At 67.5% G+C, this 21046-nt stretch carries 20 protein-coding genes; 5 read left to right on the forward strand and 15 right to left on the reverse strand.

Annotation, left to right across the window (positions count from 1 at the left end; translation table 11 throughout):
* Positions 1-9: 9 nt before the first annotated feature.
* The 8 genes from pstA to AC5P6S_RS11310 form a co-directional block, all read right to left on the reverse strand.
* Positions 10-873, reverse strand: a complete 864-nt coding sequence (gene pstA, locus AC5P6S_RS11275) for a phosphate ABC transporter permease PstA (protein ID WP_005408789.1) — start codon at positions 871-873, stop codon at positions 10-12.
* Positions 873-1841: a phosphate ABC transporter permease subunit PstC gene (gene pstC / locus AC5P6S_RS11280; RefSeq protein ID WP_005412771.1), complete on the reverse strand. Its 969-nt coding sequence runs from the start codon at positions 1839-1841 to the stop codon at positions 873-875. The genes pstA and pstC overlap by 1 nt, the downstream gene beginning before the upstream one ends.
* An 82-nt stretch (positions 1842-1923) precedes the next feature.
* Positions 1924-3012, reverse strand: a complete 1089-nt coding sequence (gene pstS, locus AC5P6S_RS11285; RefSeq protein ID WP_005408791.1) for a phosphate ABC transporter substrate-binding protein PstS — start codon at positions 3010-3012, stop codon at positions 1924-1926.
* 690 nt (positions 3013-3702) lie between these two features.
* A complete protein-coding gene (gene pstS / locus AC5P6S_RS11290; RefSeq protein ID WP_005408792.1) occupies positions 3703-4719 on the reverse strand; it encodes a phosphate ABC transporter substrate-binding protein PstS in 1017 nt (338 codons plus the stop codon).
* A 222-nt stretch (positions 4720-4941) separates the two neighbouring features.
* Positions 4942-6153 (reverse strand): OprO/OprP family phosphate-selective porin, encoded by a 1212-nt coding sequence (locus AC5P6S_RS11295; protein ID WP_005408793.1) that lies wholly within the window; start codon positions 6151-6153, stop codon positions 4942-4944.
* A gap of 196 nt (positions 6154-6349) precedes the next feature.
* Positions 6350-7039: an endonuclease III gene (nth, locus tag AC5P6S_RS11300; RefSeq protein WP_005412772.1), complete on the reverse strand. Its 690-nt coding sequence runs from the start codon at positions 7037-7039 to the stop codon at positions 6350-6352.
* A complete protein-coding gene (locus AC5P6S_RS11305; protein WP_005408795.1) occupies positions 7039-7392 on the reverse strand; it encodes a hypothetical protein in 354 nt (117 codons plus the stop codon). Before AC5P6S_RS11305 ends, nth begins: the two co-directional genes overlap by 1 nt.
* Before the next feature lie 4 nt (positions 7393-7396).
* Complete coding sequence (locus AC5P6S_RS11310) at positions 7397-8179, reverse strand: enoyl-CoA hydratase/isomerase family protein (protein WP_012479639.1); 783 nt, start codon at positions 8177-8179, stop codon at positions 7397-7399.
* Positions 8180-8346: 167 nt separating this feature from the next.
* On the opposite strand from AC5P6S_RS11310, the gene AC5P6S_RS11315 reads away from it, so the two are divergent.
* From AC5P6S_RS11315 to AC5P6S_RS11325, 3 genes are all read left to right on the forward strand, one after another.
* Entirely contained in the window at positions 8347-9048 is a 702-nt protein-coding gene (locus AC5P6S_RS11315; protein WP_005408797.1) for an FKBP-type peptidyl-prolyl cis-trans isomerase, read from the forward strand.
* A gap of 217 nt (positions 9049-9265) precedes the next feature.
* Positions 9266-10069 carry a CoA pyrophosphatase gene (locus tag AC5P6S_RS11320; protein ID WP_049395294.1) on the forward strand — a complete coding sequence of 268 codons (804 nt, stop codon included), beginning with the start codon at positions 9266-9268 and terminating at the stop codon, positions 10067-10069.
* Complete coding sequence (locus AC5P6S_RS11325) at positions 10066-10968, forward strand: sulfurtransferase (protein WP_076739118.1); 903 nt, start codon at positions 10066-10068, stop codon at positions 10966-10968. Before AC5P6S_RS11320 ends, AC5P6S_RS11325 begins: the two co-directional genes overlap by 4 nt.
* Positions 10969-11238: 270 nt before the next feature.
* Here AC5P6S_RS11325 and AC5P6S_RS11330 read toward each other — a convergent pair whose 3' ends face one another.
* Positions 11239-11805 carry an N-acetylmuramoyl-L-alanine amidase gene (locus AC5P6S_RS11330; RefSeq protein WP_005412776.1) on the reverse strand — a complete coding sequence of 189 codons (567 nt, stop codon included), beginning with the start codon at positions 11803-11805 and terminating at the stop codon, positions 11239-11241.
* 72 nt (positions 11806-11877) lie between these two features.
* Here AC5P6S_RS11330 and AC5P6S_RS11335 point away from each other — a divergent pair, with 72 nt between their 5' ends.
* A complete protein-coding gene (locus AC5P6S_RS11335) occupies positions 11878-12405 on the forward strand; it encodes an alpha/beta hydrolase (protein ID WP_005412777.1) in 528 nt (175 codons plus the stop codon).
* A 145-nt stretch (positions 12406-12550) separates the two neighbouring features.
* The gene (rlmKL, locus tag AC5P6S_RS11340) at positions 12551-14689 is read left to right on the forward strand and encodes a bifunctional 23S rRNA (guanine(2069)-N(7))-methyltransferase RlmK/23S rRNA (guanine(2445)-N(2))-methyltransferase RlmL (protein ID WP_323152355.1); all 2139 of its coding nucleotides are present in this window, start codon (positions 12551-12553) and stop codon (positions 14687-14689) included.
* 120 nt (positions 14690-14809) lie between these two features.
* Here the strand turns inward: rlmKL and AC5P6S_RS11345 are convergent, their stop codons facing one another.
* The 6 genes from AC5P6S_RS11345 to aptA all read right to left on the reverse strand — a co-directional run bounded on the left by AC5P6S_RS11345 (position 14810) and on the right by aptA (position 21029).
* Positions 14810-15139: a DUF3325 domain-containing protein gene (locus AC5P6S_RS11345; protein ID WP_065183358.1), complete on the reverse strand. Its 330-nt coding sequence runs from the start codon at positions 15137-15139 to the stop codon at positions 14810-14812.
* On the reverse strand, positions 15136-16773 hold the full coding sequence (locus AC5P6S_RS11350) for a PepSY-associated TM helix domain-containing protein (RefSeq protein WP_065183359.1): 1638 nt from the start codon (positions 16771-16773) through the stop codon (positions 15136-15138). The genes AC5P6S_RS11345 and AC5P6S_RS11350 overlap by 4 nt, the downstream gene beginning before the upstream one ends.
* Positions 16770-17084 (reverse strand): DUF3649 domain-containing protein, encoded by a 315-nt coding sequence (locus AC5P6S_RS11355; RefSeq protein WP_005412781.1) that lies wholly within the window; start codon positions 17082-17084, stop codon positions 16770-16772. Before AC5P6S_RS11355 ends, AC5P6S_RS11350 begins: the two co-directional genes overlap by 4 nt.
* A 245-nt stretch (positions 17085-17329) precedes the next feature.
* On the reverse strand, positions 17330-18616 hold the full coding sequence (locus AC5P6S_RS11360; protein ID WP_024958724.1) for a DUF445 domain-containing protein: 1287 nt from the start codon (positions 18614-18616) through the stop codon (positions 17330-17332).
* 118 nt (positions 18617-18734) lie between these two features.
* Positions 18735-19613: a plasmid replication/partition related protein gene (locus tag AC5P6S_RS11365; RefSeq protein ID WP_099523909.1), complete on the reverse strand. Its 879-nt coding sequence runs from the start codon at positions 19611-19613 to the stop codon at positions 18735-18737.
* A gap of 63 nt (positions 19614-19676) precedes the next feature.
* Positions 19677-21029 carry an omega-aminotransferase AptA gene (gene aptA, locus AC5P6S_RS11370; protein ID WP_100443184.1) on the reverse strand — a complete coding sequence of 451 codons (1353 nt, stop codon included), beginning with the start codon at positions 21027-21029 and terminating at the stop codon, positions 19677-19679.
* Positions 21030-21046: the final 17 nt, after the last annotated feature.

The following is a 21046-nucleotide window of genomic DNA, read 5'->3' on the forward strand; positions in this document are numbered from 1 at the left end:
ACGGAAAGGTCAGTCATGGGAGATACGGTTGCGCAGCAGGATGCCGCGGGCGGCAAGGCTGACCAGCAACACGAAGACAGTCAGCACCAGGGCACCGGCCCAGGCCAGCACCTGCCAGGATTCATACGGGCTGCCGGCGAACTGGTTCATCACCACCGGCACCGAGGCCATCGGCTGGAAGATGTTGTTGTTCCAGTACTGGTTGCCGAAAGCGGTGAACAGCAGCGGAGCGGTCTCGCCGGAGATGCGGGCCAGCGCCAGCAGGATGCCGGTGATGATGCCGGCCGACGCGCTGCGGTACAGCACCTGCACGATCACCTTCCACTGCGGGATGCCCAGCGACAGGGCCGCTTCGCGCATCTGCGAGGGCACCAGCCGCAGCATCTCGTCGGTGGTGCGCACCACCACCGGCAGCACGATGAAGGCCAGCGACAGGGCACCGGCGAACGCCGAGAAGTTGCCGCCGGTCTGCATCACGTACAGGGTGTAGACGAACAGGCCCAGCACGATCGACGGTGCCGACAGCAGGATGTCATTGACGAAGCGGACCACGGTGCCGGCCTTGCGGGCGTTGCCGTACTCGGCCAGCCAGGTACCGGCCAGCACGCCCAGCGGCGTGCCGATGCCGATCGCCAGCGCACACATCACGGCACTGCCGAAGAAGGCGTTGGCGAGGCCACCGTCCTGCATCGGCGGCGGCGTCATCTTGGTGAACAGGTCCCAGTTGATGCCGGCCAGGCCTTTCGAGGCCAGGGTGAACAGGATCCAGCCCAGGAAGAACAGGCCGAACAGCGCGGTGGCGCAGGAGGCGGTGATCGCAACGACGTTGCCGATGCGGCGGCGCAGGTACAACGAATCAGCGGTGGTGGACATCAGTTGCCCTCCTTGCGGGACAGGCGCATCAGCATCAGGCGGGCGATGGCCAGCACCACGAAGGTGACGATGAAGAGGACGAAGCCGAGCAGCAGCAGGGCCGAACGGTAGGTTTCAGTGGCTTCGCCGAAATCGTTGGCGATCAGCGCGGCGATGGTGGTGCCCGGCTCCAGCAGCGACGGCGACAGGCGCACGCTGTTGCCGATCACGAAGGCCACCGCCATCGTCTCGCCCAGGGCGCGGCCGAGGCCGAGGAAGATGCCGCCGATCACTGCCGAGCGGGTGTAGGGCAGGACGATGTCCCAGCTCACTTCCCACTTGGTGGAGCCCAGCGCGTACGCCGACTCCTTCAGGCGGGTCGGCACGGTCAGGAACACTTCGCGCATCACCGAGGAGATGAACGGAATGACCATGATGGCCAGCACGAAACCGGCGGTGAGCATGCCGATGCCCAGCGGCGGGCCCTGGAACATCGGGCCGATGATCGGCCATTCGCCCAGGGTCTCGTTGAGGAACGGGGTGACGTACTCGGTCATCACCGGCACCAGCACGAACAGGCCCCACATGCCGTAGATGATCGAGGGAATGCCGGCCAGCAGTTCGATGGCGGTACCGACCGGGCCACGCAGCCAGCGCGGCGCGACTTCGGTGAGGAAGAAGGCGATGCCGAAGCTGACCGGCACGGCGATGACCATCGCGATGACGGCGGTGACCAGGGTGCCGTAGATCGGGGCGAGCGCACCGAACTTGTTTTCGACCGGATTCCAGTCGGCGGAGAAGAAGAAGCTCAGGCCCTGCATCTGCAGGGCATGGCGGCCGCCCCACAGCATCGACAGCGCGGCGCAGGCCAGGGCGATCAGGACGAAGATGACGGTGCCGACCAGCACCCATCGGAACAGTTTGTCGTTGCGGGCATCACGCGCATCACGCGTGGACGGGGCGGCTACAGGCTGGGCGATGGCATTCATGGGGACGGCAGGGCCAGGAAGGGGCGGGGCGGCACGGCGTGGAAGAAACGGTGCCCGCGTGGGGCGGGCACCGTCGTGTCCATCACTTCAGGTCGGTCGCCCAGTAGGCCTCGATCTGCTTGACCAGTTCGGCCGGCAGCGGCACGTAGTGCAGCTCGTTGGCCTGCGCCTGGCCGTTTTCGAAGGCCCACTTGAAGAAGGCCAGGGTGTCCTGGTTGCGCTTGGCGTCCTTCGGCTTCTTCTGCATCAGCATGAAGTTGGTGGCGGTGATCGGCCACGCCTGCTCGCCCGGAGCGTTGGTGATGACCAGGTTGAAGTCCTTGGCGCTGGCCCAGTCGGCGCTGGCGGCCGCGGCGGCGAAGGTTTCCGCGCTCGGCTCGACCCAGTTGCCGGCCGCGTTCTGCATGGCGGTGTACGGCATGCCGTTCTGCAGCGCGTAAGCCAGTTCGACGTAGCCGATCGAGCCCTTGATCTGCTTCACGTAGGAAGCGACGCCTTCATTGCCCTTGCCACCGACGCCGTCCGGCCACTGCACCGAGGTGCCTTCGCCGACCTTGCTCTTCCACTCCGGGCTGACCTTGGACAGGTAGTTGGAGAAGTTGAAGGTGGTGCCCGAACCGTCCGAACGGTGGACCAGGGTGATCTTGCCGTCCGGCAGCTTCACGCCCGGGTTGGCGGCGACGATGGCCGGGTCGTTCCAGGTCTTGACCTTGCCCAGGAAGATGTCGGCCAGCAGGGCGCCGCTCAGGCGCAGCTTGCCGGCTTCCAGGCCTTCGATGTTGACCACCGGCACCACGCCGCCGATGGCGGACGGGAACTGCGCCAGGCCGGCCTGGGCCAGCTCTTCGCTGCTCAGCGGCTTGTCGGAGGAACCGAAGTCGACGGTGCCGGCCTTGATCTGGGCAATACCGCCGCCGGAGCCGATCGACTGGTAGTTGATCTTGGCGCCGGTGCTGGTGTTGTAGTCAGCCGACCACTTGGAGACCAGCGGGAAGATGAAGGACGCGCCCGCGCCGGACACTTCGGCGGTCACCTTGGCACCGGCAGCGGCCGGGGCGGCGGCGCCGTCGGCAGCCGGCTGCTGCGCGGCCTGCTTGTCGCCACCGCAGGCCGACAGGCCCAGGGCGATGGCCAGGGAAAGGGCGGCGAGGCCGGCCGAGTGCAGTTTCATGGTCACTCCATAGCGGGGAAGAGCCGACGTGGTCGGCGGATGCGGCTATGAAATGATGTTTTTGTTACAGCCGTATTACGACCATGACAGGGGTGTCCTGGATCACGTTCTGACAAGGGTTTCACAGGATTGGCGCCGATCCGGCAGGTGCCCGGAAACCCCCGATCTGCGCACCGATATGACGGTCGGTTGGCCCTTGTAGAGTTGAGCCATGCTCGACTGCTCCCTGTTCTCGGTAGGTGCGGACCGTTGGTCCGCACGCTCCAGCACCCAGCCGAGCGTGGGCTCGTCTCTACAGACGCTCCTGCCTTTGCTCCTGCCTTCCATGACCCCACCGCGCCCCCGATGAACTGTCCAGAGTCGGTGCAGGGCCCAGCCCGGGACCGTTCCCGCCATGGATGGCGCGATCGAGCCCCCAAGGGTGAGGGCGGTTTGCCTGCGAGGCACTGCCTCGCAAGCGCCCGAACGCACAGCCGCCAGCGGCTGGGCCGGACCGCGGAGCGGGGTTTACGGCGTGTCCCGGGCTGGGCCCTGCGCCGACTCCGGGCAGTAGATTGGAAGCGCAGCGCTCTTCACGACCCATCCCCCAAAAACAAGAAGAGCGCGAGATCTCGAGGATCTCGCGCCCGGGTGGGAGCGGCGGGGGAGAGAGGACCCGCCGCCCCCGTTCCTGCGGGGGAACGCGCTTGCTTACTTCAGGTTCTGCGACCAGTAGGTCTCGATCTGGCGGACCAGGCTGTCCGGCAGCGGCACGTAGTCCAGCTGGCGGGCCTGGGCGTCGCCATTCTTGTAGACCCAGCGGAAGAACTCCTGGGTCGCCTTGCCATTGGCAGCATTCTTGGGCGTCTTCTGCACCAGGATGAAGTTGGTGGCGGTGATCGGCCAGGACTCGGCGCCCGGCGCGTTGGTCATCACCAGGTAGAAGTCGCGGGCGTTGGCCCAGTCGGCGCTGGCGGCAGCGGCTGCGAACGAGGTGTCGCTCGGCTGCACGAACTTGCCGGCGGCATTCTTCATCGCGGTGTAGGAGAGCTTGTTCTGCAGCGCGTAGGACAGTTCGACATAGCCGATGCCGCCCTTGATCTGCTTCACATAGGCGGCAACACCTTCGTTGCCCTTGCCGCCGATGCCGGCGGGCCACTGCACCGAGGTACCTTCACCGACCGAGCTCTTCCACTCCGGGCTGACCTTGGACAGGTAATTGACGAAGTTGAAGGTGGTGCCCGAGCCGTCCGAACGATGCACCACGGTGACCTTGGCGTTGGGCAGGGTCACGCCCGGGTTCAGCGCGGCGATGGCCGGGTCGTTCCAGGTCTTGATCTTGCCCAGGAAGATGTTGGCCAGCACCGCGCCGTCCAGCTTCAGCGCGCCCGGCGCGATGCCGGCCACGTTGACCACCGGCACCACGCCGCCGATCACCGACGGGAACTGCGCCAGGCCCGCAGCAGCCAGGTCTTCCGGCTTCAGCGGCGCGTCGGAGGAGCCGAAATCAACGGTCTTGGCCTTGATCTGGGCAATGCCGCCGCCGGAACCGATGGACTGGTAGTTGACCTTGTTGCCGGTTGCGGTGCTGTAGTCGGCCGACCACTTGGACATGACCGGGTAGATGAACGATGCGCCCGCGCCGGTGATATCGGCGGCGTTGGCGGCGAACACGGACGATGCGGCCAGGATGGCGACAGCGGCGCGCGACTTGAAGGCGTGGATCACGGGGAGACTCCTGGGGTGGTGGTCGAAGGGCGGTTGCCCGACGTTTCGGTGCACATTCCATAACGGTTGCGTGACACCCCCGCGTCTGTCATATGACGCGGGCGTGACACGCGTCATGAGCGATGTCACGTCCGCTGCGCCGGCAGGGCAGCGCGGCTACCGATGCAGCGACGAAGGCACGGCCGGGGCCGTGCCTTCGCGGGTCAACGCAGGGGGCTGGACTTACCAGAAGAACTGCGCGCGGGCTTCCAGGATGTTGGGATCGTCGTTGACGAAACCGCGCGCCGTGGAGCTGTACTTCTTGCTGTCGACCATCACGTAGTTGAGCATCAGCTTGAAGTTGGAACGCAGGTACCAGTTGGCGCCCACGGTCCAGATGTCCATCTTGCCACCCAGCACGCCATCGACGATCGGCGGGCGACCGGCAACCGGGTTGGCGGCGAGGTTGCCGTCATTGAGGTCCATGTGGTCGTAGCGCACGCCCAGCTGCCACTGGCCGCCGGCCGGGTTGTTCGGCAGGCCGGTGCCCGGGGTGCCGCCCTTGTAGCTCCAGGTCTCGCCGGTGACGTTCCACACGCCGCTGATGTAATAGCCGTCGCTGGTGTAGTTGTCGTGGTCGTAGCGCTTGGCCTTGCTGGTGTAGTACTCGGCCTGGGCCTTGAACGGGCCCTGGAAGTACATCGCTTCTGCACCGATGGTGCTGACGCGGTCGGTGTCGGTCAGGTTGCCACTGTCGACCAGGCGGGCAGTGGCGAGGTCGGCATTCGGACGTGCACGCACGCGCAGGGTGTCGGCGTCGGTGTCGTAGTTGACGTAGCTCAGGCCGAAGTGCAGGACCTGGCCCTTTTCATTGATCGGGGCCCAGGTGCCACGCGCGCCGTAGCCGCTGCCGTGGGCCAGGTTGCGGGTCAGCTCGCGGCCGAAGGCGCTGGCAGTCACCGACCAGTTGTCCTGGCCGTAGCTGTACGCGCCGCCCAGGCGGCGGGCGATGGCATAGGTGTTGGTGACCGCTGCCTTGGAAATGAAATCGTTGTTCTTGGTGCTGGACAGTTCTTCCAGGCTGTTGGGCTGCTTGAACTGGCCCAGCTGCAGGAAGTGGTTGGCGTTGCCCAGCAGCTTGTACTTCACGTTGGTGTCGAGGAACTTGTCGGCCTTGGCGTCATAGCCGACCACCCACTCCACGTTGCCCGGGCCCTTGCCCTTCAGCACCAGCTCGGCGCGACGCAGTTCGAATTCGCTGTTCTTGCCGTTGCCGGCGTCGCCACCGTTGAGGTCGACCACATCGTTGTGGAACCAGTTGCCATCGGCCTGGACCAGGCCTTCGAAGGTGATTTCCGAACCGCCGATCACGTCGATGGCGACTTCGGCGTGTGCAGCCGGCACATACAGCGCAGCAGCCACGGCCACCGTCAGGAGTTGGTGATGCAGTTTCATGGAGAGGAGCCTTGCAGGCAGGTGGGAAGATGCGCGCAGGCTAGAAGGTAAAGATTGCGTAAATGTGACAGTTCACGCGCGGCAGACATCCACCGCAGGCCCCGTCACGGCAGGGCCTGCCATTGAACCCGCTTGCGTATGACGCCCGGATTGCGCCTTGGTTGCAGTCGATCCACGCCCTGCATGGATGCGGCCGTCACTCGGCCGGGGTCTTGTCCTTGAACCGGCACAGGTCGGCGATCACGCATCCCGGGCAATCCGGCTTGCGCGCCTTGCACACATAACGTCCGTGCAGGATCAGCCAGTGATGCGCGTCGAGCAGGAATTCGGCGGGGATCACCGTCACCAGCTTGTCTTCCACTTCGCGCACGTTCTTCCCCGGGGCCAGGCCGGTGCGGTTGGAGACGCGGAAGATATGCGTGTCCACCGCCATCACCGGCTCGCCGAACGCGGTGTTGAGCACCACGTTGGCGGTCTTGCGGCCCACGCCCGGCAGTGCTTCCAGCGCATCGCGATCACGCGGCACTTCACCGCCATGCTTTTCCAGCAGGATCGCGCAGGTGGCGATCACGTTCTTCGCCTTGGCGTTGAACAGGCCGATGGTGGCGATGTACTGCTTCAGTCCTTCTTCGCCAAGCGCGAGGATCTTCGCCGGCGTGTTGGCCACCGGGAACAGGCGGCGCGTGGCCTTGTTGACGCCGACGTCGGTGGCCTGCGCCGACAGCGCCACCGCCACCAGCAGCTCGAACGGCGAGCTGTACTCCAGTTCGGTCTTCGGGTGCGGGTTGAGTTCGCGCAGGCGGGTGAACATTTCCACCACGTCGGCGCGCGGCATCGTGCCGCCACGCCGCGCCGGGGCGCGTGCGGTTTTCTTCGTGGTGGCCATTACTGCTCCTTGCCGCTGGCGCGGGCCTTGGCCCGGGCGAGGATGGCGGCGGCCGCGGCGGGCAGGGCGGGCTTCACGTCCGGCGCCGGGGCGGGCGTGCGCCGCGCGTCGCGTTCGGCTTCGCGGCGGGCCAGTCGCACCGCACGGGCGCGGTAGCGTTCGCGTGCCGCCCAGGCGGCCTGAAGCTGCTGCTGGGCCTGCTGCAACCGCTGCGGGAGTTCCGGGTGGCCGGGCAGCAACTGCGCGTCGTCGGCGCGGGCGACATAGTCCATCAGCCCGGCCTGCAGGGCGCCGTCGAGATCGTCTGCCTGGACCCGGGCAAACAGCTGCGCGGGGTTGGGTCGGGATGCCATGGCGTCAGCGGTTCTGGAAGGCCGGCGGGCGGCGCTGCAGGAAGGCGCTGGTTCCCTCGCGCATGTCCTCGGTGGCGAACAGCAGGCCGAACTGTGCGCTTTCGTATTCCAGCCCGGCTTCCAGGCTGCATTCGCCGCCCACGTGCACCGCATCGAGCAGGCCGCGCAGGGCCAGCGGCGCCGAGCGTGCCAGCTGCCGGGCGATGTCCTGCACGCGGTTGTCCAGCGCGTCGGCCGGTACCACCTCGTTGACGATCCCCAGTTCCAGCGCACGCGCGGCATTGATCGGTGCACCCAGCAGGCATAGCTCCAGGGTGGCGGCGCGGCCGCACAGGCGCAGCAGGCGCTGGCTGCCGCCGAAGCCGGGAATCAGCCCGAGATTGATTTCCGGTTGGCCGACTTTGGCGGTATCGGCGGCAATGCGCAGGTGGCAGGCCATGGCCAGTTCCAGGCCGCCGCCCAGGGCAAAACCGTTGACGCGGGCGATGACCGGTTTGGGCATGCGCTCGATCTGGCGCATCAGGGCCTGGCCCAGCAGCGAGAAATCACGTCCCTGAACCGCGCTGAGTGTGTTCATCTCGGCGATGTCAGCGCCAGCCACGAACGCCTTCGGGCCGGCACCGGTCAGCACCACCACGCGGATCTCCGGGTCTGCGGCGGCGGCGCTGAAGGCCTCGGCCAGGGCCTGCAGGGTCGCGGCGTTCAGGGCGTTGAGCTTGTCCGGGCGCTGGACGGTCACGGTGCGGATGGCGCCGTCGTCGGTGACAGCGATCAGGGCATCGGCCACGGGGAAACTCCTGGAACGTTAAAAAAAAGTGATATTGAACTCCGCGAACGCAGACGGGTCATAGCCTGCATCGTGAGTAGCGGTTACACGTTGCGCCCGTTATCCTAACCCGTCGCCTCAGGGCGGCGCAGAACGTCCCTGAGTTACCACCCCTGGAGAACTGTTTGATGAAGTTGCGTTCTATCGCGGTCGCCGTCGCGGCCCTGGCCCTGACGGGCAATGCCTTCGCCCAGGACGTCTCGTCCGAAAAGGGCAAGCTGAGCTACTACTTCGGTTACGACTACGGCAACAACCTGGCGGAGCTGACCGGTCGTGGTGAGCAGCTGGACATCAACTCGGTGGTGAAGGGCCTGCAGGATGCCTACGCCAAGAAGCAGCCGGCGATCACCGCCGAGCAGCTGAAGCCGGCCGTTGAAGCGTTCCAGAAGCGCGAGCAGGGCCGTGCCCAGGCTGCCAAGGCCGAGTACGAGAAGGCTGCTGCCGAAAACAAGACCAAGAGCGATCAGTTCATCGCGGCGAACAAGGCCAAGGCCGGCGTGCAGTCGCTGCCGAGCGGCGTCCAGTACCGCGTGATCGAAGCCGGCAAGGGTGCCAAGCCGACCCAGGCCAGCACCGTGCAGCTGGAAGTGGCCGGTCCGTTCCCGTACGGCCAGCGCCCGACCGAAGCCCGCCCGGCCCAGCAGATCCCGTCGATCAAGGTCAGCGAAGTCGAAATGAAGGCCATGCGCGAGACCCTGCTGCAGATGCCGGCCGGCTCGAAGTGGGAAGTCACCCTGCCGCCGGACCAGGCCTACGGTGCGGACCCGCGCACCCCGTTCCCGCCGAACGTGGCTGTGCAGTTCGAGATCAAGCTGGTCAGCGTCAAGTAAATCGAAGCAGTAAACCAAACGCGCCGGTGATCCCACCGGCGCGTTTTTGTTTGCGCAGTGCCTGACGGTAGAGTCGACTGTCAGTCGACTGCTCTTGGGTCACATCGGGGAAACGCCCGCGCTGCGCGCGCGAGTCGACTGACAGTCGACTCTACCGTCCGACCGGCCGACCCGCGCAAATTCAGCCCGTTCGCGCTACTGTTGCCGGGTGCAAACAATGGAAGAAACGGCGCGTGTTGTCGCAAGTCCCTGCATCGGAGTGTGCACGCTGGATCCGCACCGGCGGTGCACCGGCTGCGGACGTCATATCGATGAAATCGCACGGTGGCCGTCGATGAGCAACGACGAACGCAGTCGCATCCTGCATCGCGTGCAGCCGTTGCGGGCGCAGCTCCAGCAATCACTGCGCGGCTCGCTGGCCGACCACGAACGTTTGATGCGCGCGCTGCATCCGTTGGCCGATCCGCCGGCCGGCGATGGCTGGAACCGCAGCGAACTGATCGATCTGCTGCCGCCCGGGCCTCCGGTGGAAGCGGCCGTGCTCGCGGGAATCGTGCCGCGCGCCAGTGGCGCGCAGGTGATCCTCACCCGTCGCACCGAAACCCTGCGCACGCACGGTGGCCAGGTCGGATTCCCCGGCGGCCGCACCGAGCCCGACGACCGCGACGCACTGGCGGCAGCATTGCGCGAGAGCCAGGAAGAAATCGCCTTGGCTCCGGGCCAGGTGCAGGCGCTGGGCTATCTCGATCCCTTCGTGACGATCACCGGCTATCGGGTCACCCCGGTGGTGGCGGTGGTCGATCCGGACTTCGTGCCGGTGCCGCAGCCCAGCGAAGTGGCCGAGGTGTTCGAGGTGCCGCTGGACTACCTGATGGCGGCGGACAACCTGCGCCAGGTCGAAATCAACCATCGCGGCCGCATCCGTCACGTCCTTGAGTACAGCTGGCCCGGCCAGCGCATCTGGGGTGCCACCGCGGCCATTCTCTACAACCTGCGTCGCCGCCTGGAGCAAGTGCAATGAACCCGATCGATCCGCCGTGGACCACCCTGGTCGATGTCGCCACCCTGGCTGCCGCGTTGGGCGAGGGCATCCGCGTGGTCGACGCACGCGCCACCGCCAGCACCGCGGTGCGCGTGGTTGATGCGCGTTCCTCGCTGGCCGATCCGCAGGCGGGTAGCGGCCAGTACCTGGCAGGTCATATCCCGGGTGCGGTGTATGCCGATCTGAATCGTGACCTGTCCGATCTGTCGCGCGTCGGCCATGGTCGCCATCCGCTGCCGGACAGCGATGCCTTCGCCGCGAAGCTCGGGCAGTGGGGCATCGGCCCCGACACGCAGGTGGTGGTCTACGACGGCAGCGACGGCAGCATGGCCGCCTCGCGCCTGTGGTGGCTGCTGCGCCTGATCGGGCACAGCAAGGTGGCCGTGCTCGATGGTGGTATCGCCGCGTGGCAGGCCGCAGGGCAACCTTTGGCGACGGGGCCGGACGAGGTGACCACGCTGCCGGCTTACCCTGGCCGTTTCGACACCACCCGGATCGCCAATGCCGAGGAGATCAGCGCACGCCTGAAGCACGCGCCGGGCTGGCTGGTCGACGCACGCGCGGGCGAACGCTTCCGCGGCGAAGTCGAGCCGCTGGACCCGGTCGCCGGCCACGTACCCGGCGCGGTCAACCGTCCGTTTGCGTTGAACGTCGCCGACGGCCGGCTGCGCGATGCACAGGAACTACGCGTCGAACTGCAGGGTGTGATCGGCAACCGTGATCCGCAGCAGGTGGTGCTGATGTGCGGCTCCGGCGTGACCGCCTGCCACCTGCTGCTGGCGATGGAAAGCGCAGGCCTGAGCGGCGCACGCATCTACGCCGACTCCTGGAGCGGTTGGGTGAGCGACAGCAGCCGCCCGGTGGCGACCGGCGCCTGAGAAGCGCGGGGTCGGATCCGTTTTCCAACGGAAAACGGCTCTGACCCCGTGCCGACCAAGGTCGGCACCCACCAACAGCGGCATAAATCTGTCGAAGGCGGGGTGGGTCCGGTTGCGGGGGTGTCCGCGGCATGGATGCCGCGGCCAAGCCCCCATGGACGGGTTTACGGCGTCCCCCGCAACCGGACCCACCCCGCCATCCCCCGGAATGCCAGCTCTTGACGTTGACGTTGACGTTGCTTCTGCGGGTGCAGGGCGCAGCCCTGCCGCTTACCCAACCGGCTGCAGTGGCACCTTCGCCAGCACCCGCGCCCACGGGAACAACGGCCCCGGATCACGCTTGCGCGCCACCATCAGCGTCGGATCATCGCTGGCCGGCACCTGCTCCCGATCAAGCTGGTCATGCCCGGCAATCCGCTGCAGCGACGGATAGCGTGCCACCAGCGCCAACAGCAGCTGCTCCAGCGCTTCCAGCTGCGCCTCGGTGTAGGCCTCGTCCATCGCCTGGTGACGGCTGTCGAACCAGTGCGGGTAGCGCCCGGTATTGACCAGTTCGATACCCAGCGTATGCGCGTTCATGCCGCGCACGTGGTGGGCCACCCGTTCCGGTGCCACGTACTGCACCACGCTGCCATCGCGGTCGATGTAGAAATGCCCGCTGTTGCCGGCACCACTGTCGTACAGCACACGCTCGCCGTACTCGCGGGCCATCGCCAGGTCGGGCAGCTCGGTGCAGTGGATCACCACCATCTCCAGCGTGGCCGGGTCGCGCAGTGGCAGGCGGTCTTCGTAGGGCAGGGGCTGCAGCTGCAGGCCGGGCAGGAGCGGGTTGGGCATCCGGCGATGCTAGCATTGCGGCATGAACCTGCCTTCTCTTTCCTGGTTGGCCCGCGCCCACGGAGCGCGCGCATGAGCCGCGGCCACTGCATCCTGTCCCACGGCTTCGAGAGCGGCCCGGAGGCGACCAAGGTCACCGCGCTGGCCGACGTGGCACAGCGCCTGGGCTGGACCCATGAGCGCCCGGACTACACCGACCTGGACGCGATGAGCGAGGTCAGCCGGGTGGGCGACGTGCCGACCCGCCTGCGCCGCCTGGTTGAACGCACCGCCATCGCCGCCCGGCAGGGCCCGGTGGTGCTGGCCGGCTCCAGCCTGGGCGCCTACATCTCCGCCATCGCCTCGCTGCAGGTGCCGGTGGCCGGCCTGTTCCTGATGGTGCCGCCGACCACCATGGGCCCGATGCCGGTGCTGGATGCCGCCGCCGTGCCGATCACCGTGGTGCAGGCCTGGCATGACGATGTGGTCCCGGCCGCCGGGGTCATCGCCTGGGCGCAGGCGCGTTCGGCGCAGCTGCTGCTGGTCGACGACGGCCACCGCCTGGAACGCCACGTGGAGGCCTCCGCGCAGGCCTTCGAGCGCCTGTTGCGGCAACTGTGAAGCCCGGGCGCACGGCGCGCCCGCCCGCATTGACTACAATGGCAGCCCCGCCGCCCCTGGCGCGGGCCTGCCGGCCGTGCCTACGGCCCTCCTTTCCGACCGGCCCGGCCCCTGTGCCGCGCCCGACCACCTGCGAACCGATCCCGTGAAATTCTTCGTCTCCTGCGCCAAGGGCCTGGAATACCTGCTTGCCGATGAACTGTCGGCCCTGGGCCTTGGCAAGGCCACTGCCACCATTGCCGGCGTCAACGCCGAGGGCGAACTGGAGCAGGCGCTGCGGATCGTGATGTGGTCGCGCCTGGCCAGCCGCGTGCTGTGGCCGATCGACGAGTTCGAGTGCCCGGACGAGCAGGCCCTGTATGACGGCGTGCGTGCGCTGCCGTGGCACGAGCACATCAAGCCGGAGATGACCCTGGCGGTGGACGCACACGTGTCCGGCGACAAGATCACCCATGCCCGCTTCGCCGCGCAGCGGATCAAGGACGCCATCGTCGACCGCATGCGCGATGAAGGCCTGGAGCGCCCTTCGGTCAACACCGATCTGCCCGATGTGCGCGTCAACCTGTCGCTGCGCAAGGGCCGCGCTTCGTTGTCGATCGACCTCGGCGGTGGCCCGCTGCACCGCCGTGGCTGGCGCGGTGCTGCCCACGAGGCACCGCTGAAGGAGAACCTGGCAGCCGCGCTGCTGCTGCGCGCGCAGTGGCCGCGCCTGCACGCCGCCGGTGGCGGCCTGCTGGACCCGATGTGCGGCAGTGGCACGCTGCTGATCGAAGGCGCGCTGATGGCCGCCGACGTCGCTCCCGGACTGATGCGCCATGGCAGCCTGCCGCCGAGCCGCTGGCTGGGCTTCGACAAGGCGGCCTGGAAGACCCTCCAGAGCGAAGCACGCGATCGCGAGGCCGCCGGCCTGGCCGCGCTGAAGCCGGTCATCCACGGCAGCGACATCGATCCGACCGCGATCCAGGCGGCACGCGAGAATGCCGAGGTCGCGGGCGTCGCTCATGCGATCCGCTTCACCCGTGCCGACGTTGCCGACCTGGCCGCGCCCGAACAGGAGATCGGTGCGGTGGTCTGCAACCCGCCCTACGACGAGCGCCTGGCTGCGGATCCGGCGCTGTACCGCGCACTGGGCAACGCCCTGCAGAAGGCGGTGCCGCAGTGGCGTGCCAGCCTGCTGTGCGGCAACGACGAGCTGGCCTTCGCCACCGGCCTGCGCGCCAGCAAGAAGTACCAGATGTTCAACGGTGCGCTGGAATGCGCGCTGATCGTCTGCGATCCGATTGCCGTGCCGGGCCGTGATCCGGCACAACCGCGCGAGCTGAGCGAAGGTGCGCAGATGGTGGCCAACCGCCTGCGCAAGAACCTGAAGAAGTTCAAGAGCTGGCGCGCCCGCGAGCACATCACCTGCTTCCGTGCCTATGACGCCGACCTGCCGGAATACGCGGCCGCCATCGACGTCTACGAGGAAGACGGTGGCAAGCGCCGTACCTTCCTGCACGTGCAGGAATACGCCGCACCGGCCGCGATTCCGGAGAACGACGTGCGCCGCCGCCGCAACGAGCTGCTGGCTGCCGCGCGCGAAGTGTTCGGCGTGCCGCCGGAACAGGTCTCGATGAAGTCGCGCGAGCGCGGCAAGGGCGGCAGCAAGTACGGCCGCTTCGAGCAGCGAGATGAATTCATCGTGGTGCGCGAGAACAACGCACTGCTGCAGGTGAACCTGTTCGACTACCTCGATACCGGCCTGTTCCTCGACCATCGCCCGCTGCGCCGGATGATGGCCGAGCAGGTGCGTGGCAAGCGTTTCCTCAACCTGTTCTGCTACACCGGCGTGGCCAGCGTGCAGGCCGCCGTGGCTGGTGCCGCCAGCACCACCAGCGTCGACCTGTCGGCCACTTACCTGCAGTGGTGCTACGACAACCTGGCGTTGAACGGGCAGGGCGGCAACCAGCACCTTCTGGTGCAGGCCGATGCGATGGCCTGGCTGGAAGGTGACCGTGGCCAGTACGACGTGATCTTCTGTGACCCGCCGACCTTCTCCAACTCCGCACGCGCCGATGACTTCGACGTGCAGCGCGAACAGCTGAAGCTGCTGCGTGCGGCGGTGGCGCGGCTGGCCCCGGGGGGCGTGCTGTACTTCTCGAACAACTTCCGCCGCTTCAAGCTGGAAGAAAACGCCATTGCCGAATTTGCCCAGTGCCGCGAGATCACCGCGCGCACCATCGGCCCGGACTTCGAACGCAACGCGCGCATCCATCGCGCGTGGGAGCTGAAGCGGTTGGGGTAACACGACGCCCGGGGTCGGATCCCCTGCGCGAAGCGCAGGGGCTCTGACCCCATCTGGATCTACGTACCAGGGGTCAGAGCCCTTGCGCTTCGCGAAAGGGATCCGACCCCGGTGGCCCGGCTACAGCAACGCCACCACCAGCCCCAACACCGGCAGCGCGATCGCCAGTGGCACGATCCACTTCGGCTGGTACGGATACAACCCGAACGACAGCGCCAGACCGCCCAGTGTCATCGTTCCCAGCCACAGCACCGGGCCAATCGCCCAGCCGTGGTCGGCCACGCACAGTGCGAACGCTACCGCCAGCAGTACCCAGCCCAGTACCCGCCACTGCTCGCGCCGTGCCGGGGGGGCTGCAGCCTTGCCGTGCAGATCGTGCTGGTGCTTTTCCATCGCCAGCGACAACGCGGTGAACGCAGAGAACGACAGGGTCAGCGCCAGCAGCATCATGCGCTGGCCTCCGCTTCGGCCGCTTCTGCAGTGTTCACCGATGCCTTCGGCGCAGCCGCAGCGGCCGCACGCTTCTTCTTCTCGGCCGCACTCAGCGGTGGCGTCCAGCGCTGCATGCGCCAACCGCACAGCGCCAGCATCGCGCCGAACGCGATCATCGACAGATCGAAGCCAGCCAATACCCAGTCGCCGTTGCGCAGGGTGTTGCCCAGGTGCGCATGCGTGGTCAGCGCATTGACCACCGGTACCAGTGCGAACGCGGCCGCGCCCAGGTAGAGCTGCCACGCCCACATCATCCGCTTCGGCCAGATGAAGGCGGCCAGCAGCGCGCCGGCCCAGGCGTAGAAGAACACGTTGGCCTCCGCACTCGAGCGCTCGGCGATGTCCAGCGGCAGCAGGCGGTTGCCCCAGAAGTAGGCGGCGAAGGCGATCGGCAGGCCGGCCACGGTGCCGATGTTCAGCGCATCGACCAGGCGCAGGCCGAAGCCGGTGCGGCCGCTCTTGGCATGCTTCGGGCGTTCCTTCACCGCCCACAGCACCACACCGCTGGCGACCATCAGGCAGCCGACCAGGCCGGACAGGAAGAACAGTGCACGCAGGCCCCAGTCGGCGAAGCGGGCCAGGTGCAGGCCATACAGCACGCCACGGGTCGCGGTAGCTCCGCCCGACGGTGGCGTCTCTTCCAGCAGCGCACCGCTGACCATGTCGTAGCGCACGGCCGGGGTGTCGGTGGACAGGCGCTTGCCGTCACGCTGGCGGATGTCGATCACCGCATTGGCCGCGCCCGGGTTGGATACGGTGAAGCCGGCCACTTCCACGCCGTGCCAGTGTGCACGTGCGCTGTCCAACAGCTGTGCGATCGGCAGCGGCGCGGCGCGGCCTTCGGCCGGTGCGGTCACCTCCGGCATGCCACCGAAGGCCTCGACGAAGAACTGGTCCTCGTCCTGCGGGTAGGCCACCTTCACGCCCCACGGCAGGTACATGATCATCAACGTCACAATGCCGGTGTAGGTGATCATCGCGTGGTAGGGCAGGGCCATCACCGCGCTGACGTTGTGGAAATCAAGCCAGGAACGCAGGCCCTTGTCCTTGCGGAAGGTGAAGAAGTCCTTGAAGATTTTCTTGTGGGTGATGACGCCGGTGATGATCGCCACCAGCATGAACATCGCGCAGAAGCCGACCAGATAGCGTGCCCACAGCACCGGGATGTAGTGCAGGTCGAAGTGCAGGCGGTAGAAGAAGTCGCCGCCGCGGGTCTCGCGCGCCTTCAATGCCTGGCCGGTGTTGGGGTCCAGCGTGGCGTCGCCGAAGCCACCGCGGCGGCCACGGCTGGGATCGGCCAGTTCCGGCGGCAACCGCCAGAACATCTGCATGGCCGGGTTGCGCGGCTGCGGCAGTGTGACGAACCAGTTTTCGGCCTGCGCGGCGTTGGCCTGCAGGTAGTCCACCGCGCGCTGTGCGGCGACGTCGATGCTGACGTTGCTGGACGGCAGTTCCGGACGCATCCAGCGGCTGATTTCCTCGCGGTAGTAGCTGGCCGTGCCAGCCATGAAGATCAGCAGCAGCAACCAGCCAACCAGCAGCCCGGTCCAGGTGTGCAGCCAGGCCATCGACTGGCGGAATCCGTTCTTCATGCCCAGGCCCCCATCAGGCGTGCAATGGCGGCCATCAGCAGCGCGGGCGCGAGGATGCCGACCCAGGCGCGCAGCGCGCTGCGGGTGGCGAATGCCCACAGTGCCGCACAGGCGGCGACCAGGATGGCCAGCAGCATGCCGGTCAGCACGGTCTGGCCACGTGCGCCGGGCAGGGCCACGGCGCAGAACACGCTGGTCATCGAGGCCAGTGCGTAACCGCCGAAGATCGCGGCCAACGAGCGTGACAGCACGCCCCAGCGCGGGTTGGAAAAGAAGGTGCGGGGGCTGGCGGTTGCGGGCGAGCGGTCCACGGCATTCCTGCAGGTAGGAGAGGGGATGGAACGCGTCCGCGGCCCCCTTGCGCCCTGCGCATGTCGCCCAGCGTGTCCCATCGACAAAGCACGGCCCGCGCAGACGGGCAGTTCAGAGGTCGGGGATGTACACGGGCGATGGGTGCGTCTCCGCACCCGATTGGCTAAGCGTACAACCGATCAGTAAATGATAGGCATTCGCATTTTATGAATCAAGCGTGATGACCCGAGGGGCGCGTTGAGGCCTAGAACCTGAACACCACTGTCGCCGCATGCAGCAGCAGGCCGATCAGGCCACCCACCAGGGTGCCGTTGAAGCGGATGAACTGCAGGTCGCGGCCCACGCTCAGTTCCAGCTGTTCCACCAGATGGCGCTCGTCCCAGCCCTTCACGGTCTGCGCGATATGCGTGGTCACGCCTTCGCGCAGGCGGCCGGTCAGGCGTTGCGCGCCTTCCAGCAGGTGCTGGTTGAGGGCCTCGCGCAGCGCCGGGTCGGCCTGCAGGCTGGCACCGAGCGAACCCAGGCTGCGCTGCAGGTGGCCGACCAGCGCCGAGTCCTCGCGCTGCAGGTCCGCGCGCAGGCTGGCGTGGATGCGCGCCCACAACCCCTGCACGTAGTCCTGCAGGGCCGGATGGTCGATCATTTCCTGCTTGAGCTGTTCGATGCGCTCGGCCAGGGCCGGGTCCTCGCGCAGGCGCTGCACGTAATTCTGCAGCCAGCTCTCGTAGTCCTGGCGCAGCGGATGCTGCGGCTCGGCCAGTACCTGCTGCAGCTCTTCCAGTACCGCGCGGGCCAGGCGCTCGGCCAGGCTGTCGCCGATCTCGTCAATCGGCTTGACCCAGTTCACCGTGCTCGACAGCGTCGGCCATTCGCGCTGGATGTAACGCACGATCAGCTGCGAGGCGCGTTCTTTCACCTCGGGCTGCTCGAGCCAGCGGCCCAGCCGCTGCAGGCCTTCGTCCAGCACGCGCTGGTGGCGACCATCGGCGGTCAGCAGGGCCAGCAGTTCACCGGCAGTGGCAGCGGCATTCCACTGCCGCAACTGCTGCACAACGAAGCCGTGCAGCTGCCGGCGCACGGCGGTTTCGTCGAAGAAATCCAGTGCCTGCAGCGCCCAGCCGCGGGCCATGTCGGCCAGCATGCGCGAGCGTGCCGGGTCGGCCAGCCAGCTGCCGAGGCGGCTGGCCGGATCGAACACCTGCAGCTTGGCCAGCAGCACGCCCGGCTCCAGGAACTGGTCGCGCACGAACAGCGCAAGGCTGTCGCCGATGCGTTCCTTGCTGCGCGGGATGATCGCGGTGTGCGGGATCGGCAGGCCCATCGGCCGCCGGAACAGCGCGACCACGGCGAACCAATCGGCCAGTGCGCCCACGGCTGCGGCCTCGCAGAACGCCGAAACCCAGGCCCAGATGCCGCGCTCGCCCTGCCAGTGGCTGACCGCGAAACCGGCCAGCATCAACAGCAGCAGGCCCAGAGCGAGGGCTTTCAGGCGCCGCAGCTGAGCGCGGCGCGGGTCGTTGGCAGACGTCATGCCGGAAGTCTAACCGGCACGGCATGAGCATCTGGTGGTGCCGGCCGCTGGCCGGCATCCTCAACGCACCCGATACGTTCATGGCGTTGCCGGCCAGCGGCCGGCACTACCCCTTGGTTCAGAGCGCTTCCAGTTGCTTGCGCAGCGCGGCCAGTTGCGCGCGCAGGGTGTCGTTCTCGCGGGTCAGCGCGACCACCCGACGGCGCAGCGCCGGTGCGTCCTCGCCCAGCTGCTCCAGCGCCGACAGCACCTCGGCATCGCGGCTGGCGATCTCGTCCTCATTTGCCTCCTCGAAATCCATCTCGGCTGCTTCCGGCTTCGGCGGACGCGGCTTGCGCTTGGACTCGCGCACGCGCTTGGCGGCCTGCTTCAGCTCGTCCTTGCCACCGGCGGCGGCGGCGCGCTGCTCTTCTTCCGGCAGGTCAGCCACGGCGGCGGCGGCGCTGATCGAGATCACGCCGGCCTTGACCGCTTCCACCACCTCGGCCGCGGCCTGGGCGTGGATGCGCTCGATCATGCCAACCTGGCTGGTGCTCAGCTTGGCTTCGCGGGCCAGCTCGGCGCGGCTGATCTTCGGCGCCGGTTCCCACGGCGGGCTGTCTTCACCGGCCTCATCGGTGACGTCGGCAGTGCCATCGCTCTCGCGCTGCAGCTGCGCCTGCTCGATCTGCTTGCGGGCGGCCAGGATGTCGCGCTTGCGCAGCGCCAGCACGCCGCGCTGGAAGTCGGACACGCTGCGACGGCCCAGGTGCTGCTCGATCATCCACAGGTGCACGTCTTCCATGCTCTGGAAGCGGGTGTTCTGTACGGTGTTGAAGGGCAGGCCATGCTTCTGGCAGATGCCGAAGCGGTTGTGGCCGTCGACCAGTACGTTGCCCCACAGGACCAGCGCGTCACGACAGCCCTCGGCCAGGATGCTGCGCTCCAGCGCGTCATGTTCGTCCGCAGTCAGCGGGTCGATATAGGCCTTGAGTTCTTCTTTGACGACGATATCCATGGGCACGGCAGCGAGCAGGAGCGGAACCGCCCATTGTACCCGCTCGCCGCCGCCGGCCAGGGCTCAGGCAGTGGCCCGGATCATCTCGCCCAGCGTGCCGGTGATCTGGTCGATCTGCGCCTTGTCCACGATCAGCGGGGGCGACAGCGCGATGATGTCGCCAGTACAGCGCACCAGCAGCCCGCCGTCGTGGAAGCAGCGCCGATAGACCTCGTAGCCCCGGCTGCCCGGCGCATCGCGGCGAGGCGCCAGCTCGACCGCGCCGACCAGACCGAAGTTGCGGATGTCGATCACGTTGGGGAGGCCCTGCAGCGCATGCAGCCGTTCCTGCCAGTACTCGCCCAGCTCGATGGCGCGCTCGAAAAGGCGCTCCTCGGCGTAGACCTCCAGCGTGGCCAGTGCGGCCGCGCAGGCCAGCGGATGCCCCGAACAGGTATAGCCATGGAACAGCTCGATGGCCTGTGGCGGCGTCTGCATCAGGGGTGCATGCACGGCGTCGCTGGCCAGCACGCCGCCCAGCGGCACTGCGCCGTTGCTGACCGCCTTGGCGAAGGTCAGCAGGTCGGGGGTGACCCCGAAGCGCTGTGCGGCGAATGGCATGCCGACCCTGCCGAAACCGCTGATGACCTCGTCGAACACCAGCAGGATGCCGTGGTGGTCGCACAGCTCGCGCAGGCGCTGCAGGTAGCCCGCCGCCGGCAGAATCACCCCGGCGGAACCGGCAATGGGTTCGACGAAGACCGCCGCGATGGTTGAGGCGTCATGCAGTGCGATCAGTCGTTCCAGGTCATCGGCCAGCTCGGCGCCCTGGCGCGGCGGGCCCTTGCTGAACGCATTGCGCTGCAGGTCCAGGGTGTGGCGCAGGTAGTCCACGCCGCCCAGCTGCAGGCCGAACGCCCTGCGGTTGTTGGGCAAGCCGCCCAGCGCCATGCCGCCGAAGCCCACGCCGTGGTAGGCCTTCTCGCGGCTGATGAAACGCGTGCGCTGGCCCTCGCCACGCTGGCGGTGGTAGGCCAGCACGATCTTCATCGCGGTATCCACCGCCTCCGAGCCGGAGCTGGTGAAGAACACATGGTTCAGTGGCGTCGGCGCCAATGCGGCCAGTCGCTGCGCCAGCGCGAAGGCCGGCGGTGAGCCCATCTGGAAGGCCGGCGAGTAGTCGAGCGTGCGTGCCTGCTCGACGATGGCCTCGACGATGCGTGGGCGGGCATGGCCCGCGTTGCAGCACCAGAGGCCGGCGGTGCCATCGAGGATCTGGCGGCCGTCGACATCCTCGTAGTGCATGCCCTCGGCACGCACCAGCAAACGCGGCGCGGCCTTGAACTGGCGGTTGGCGGTGAACGGCATCCAGTACGCCTCCAATGACTCCGGGCGTTGGGTAGCCAGATCGTGCAGGTCGCTCGCGGAACGCTTCATGCCAGCTCCATCGGGTC

This window comes from Stenotrophomonas sp. YJH_SMC_119 (assembly GCF_059368315.1).

Bases quoted from the DNA above. Each gene is read 5' to 3' on its own strand.
- pstS (WP_005408791.1), bottom strand. From the start codon at position 3,012: ATGAAACTGCACTCGGCCGGCCTCGCCGCCCTTTCCCTGGCCATCGCC.
- pstA (WP_005408789.1), bottom strand. From the start codon at position 873: ATGTCCACCACCGCTGATTCGTTGTACCTGCGCCGCCGCATCGGCAAC.
- AC5P6S_RS11295 (WP_005408793.1), bottom strand. From the start codon at position 6,153: ATGAAACTGCATCACCAACTCCTGACGGTGGCCGTGGCTGCTGCGCTG.
- AC5P6S_RS11325 (WP_076739118.1), top strand. From the start codon at position 10,066: ATGAACCCGATCGATCCGCCGTGGACCACCCTGGTCGATGTCGCCACC.
- AC5P6S_RS11360 (WP_024958724.1), bottom strand. From the start codon at position 18,616: ATGACGTCTGCCAACGACCCGCGCCGCGCTCAGCTGCGGCGCCTGAAA.
- AC5P6S_RS11345 (WP_065183358.1), bottom strand. From the start codon at position 15,139: ATGATGCTGCTGGCGCTGACCCTGTCGTTCTCTGCGTTCACCGCGTTG.
- aptA (WP_100443184.1), bottom strand. From the start codon at position 21,029: ATGAAGCGTTCCGCGAGCGACCTGCACGATCTGGCTACCCAACGCCCG.
- AC5P6S_RS11335 (WP_005412777.1), top strand. From the start codon at position 11,878: ATGAGCCGCGGCCACTGCATCCTGTCCCACGGCTTCGAGAGCGGCCCG.
- AC5P6S_RS11350 (WP_065183359.1), bottom strand. From the start codon at position 16,773: ATGAAGAACGGATTCCGCCAGTCGATGGCCTGGCTGCACACCTGGACC.
- AC5P6S_RS11305 (WP_005408795.1), bottom strand. From the start codon at position 7,392: ATGGCATCCCGACCCAACCCCGCGCAGCTGTTTGCCCGGGTCCAGGCA.
- AC5P6S_RS11330 (WP_005412776.1), bottom strand. From the start codon at position 11,805: ATGCCCAACCCGCTCCTGCCCGGCCTGCAGCTGCAGCCCCTGCCCTAC.
- pstC (WP_005412771.1), bottom strand. From the start codon at position 1,841: ATGAATGCCATCGCCCAGCCTGTAGCCGCCCCGTCCACGCGTGATGCG.
- AC5P6S_RS11320 (WP_049395294.1), top strand. From the start codon at position 9,266: ATGGAAGAAACGGCGCGTGTTGTCGCAAGTCCCTGCATCGGAGTGTGC.
- AC5P6S_RS11315 (WP_005408797.1), top strand. From the start codon at position 8,347: ATGAAGTTGCGTTCTATCGCGGTCGCCGTCGCGGCCCTGGCCCTGACG.
- nth (WP_005412772.1), bottom strand. From the start codon at position 7,039: ATGGCCACCACGAAGAAAACCGCACGCGCCCCGGCGCGGCGTGGCGGC.
- AC5P6S_RS11365 (WP_099523909.1), bottom strand. From the start codon at position 19,613: ATGGATATCGTCGTCAAAGAAGAACTCAAGGCCTATATCGACCCGCTG.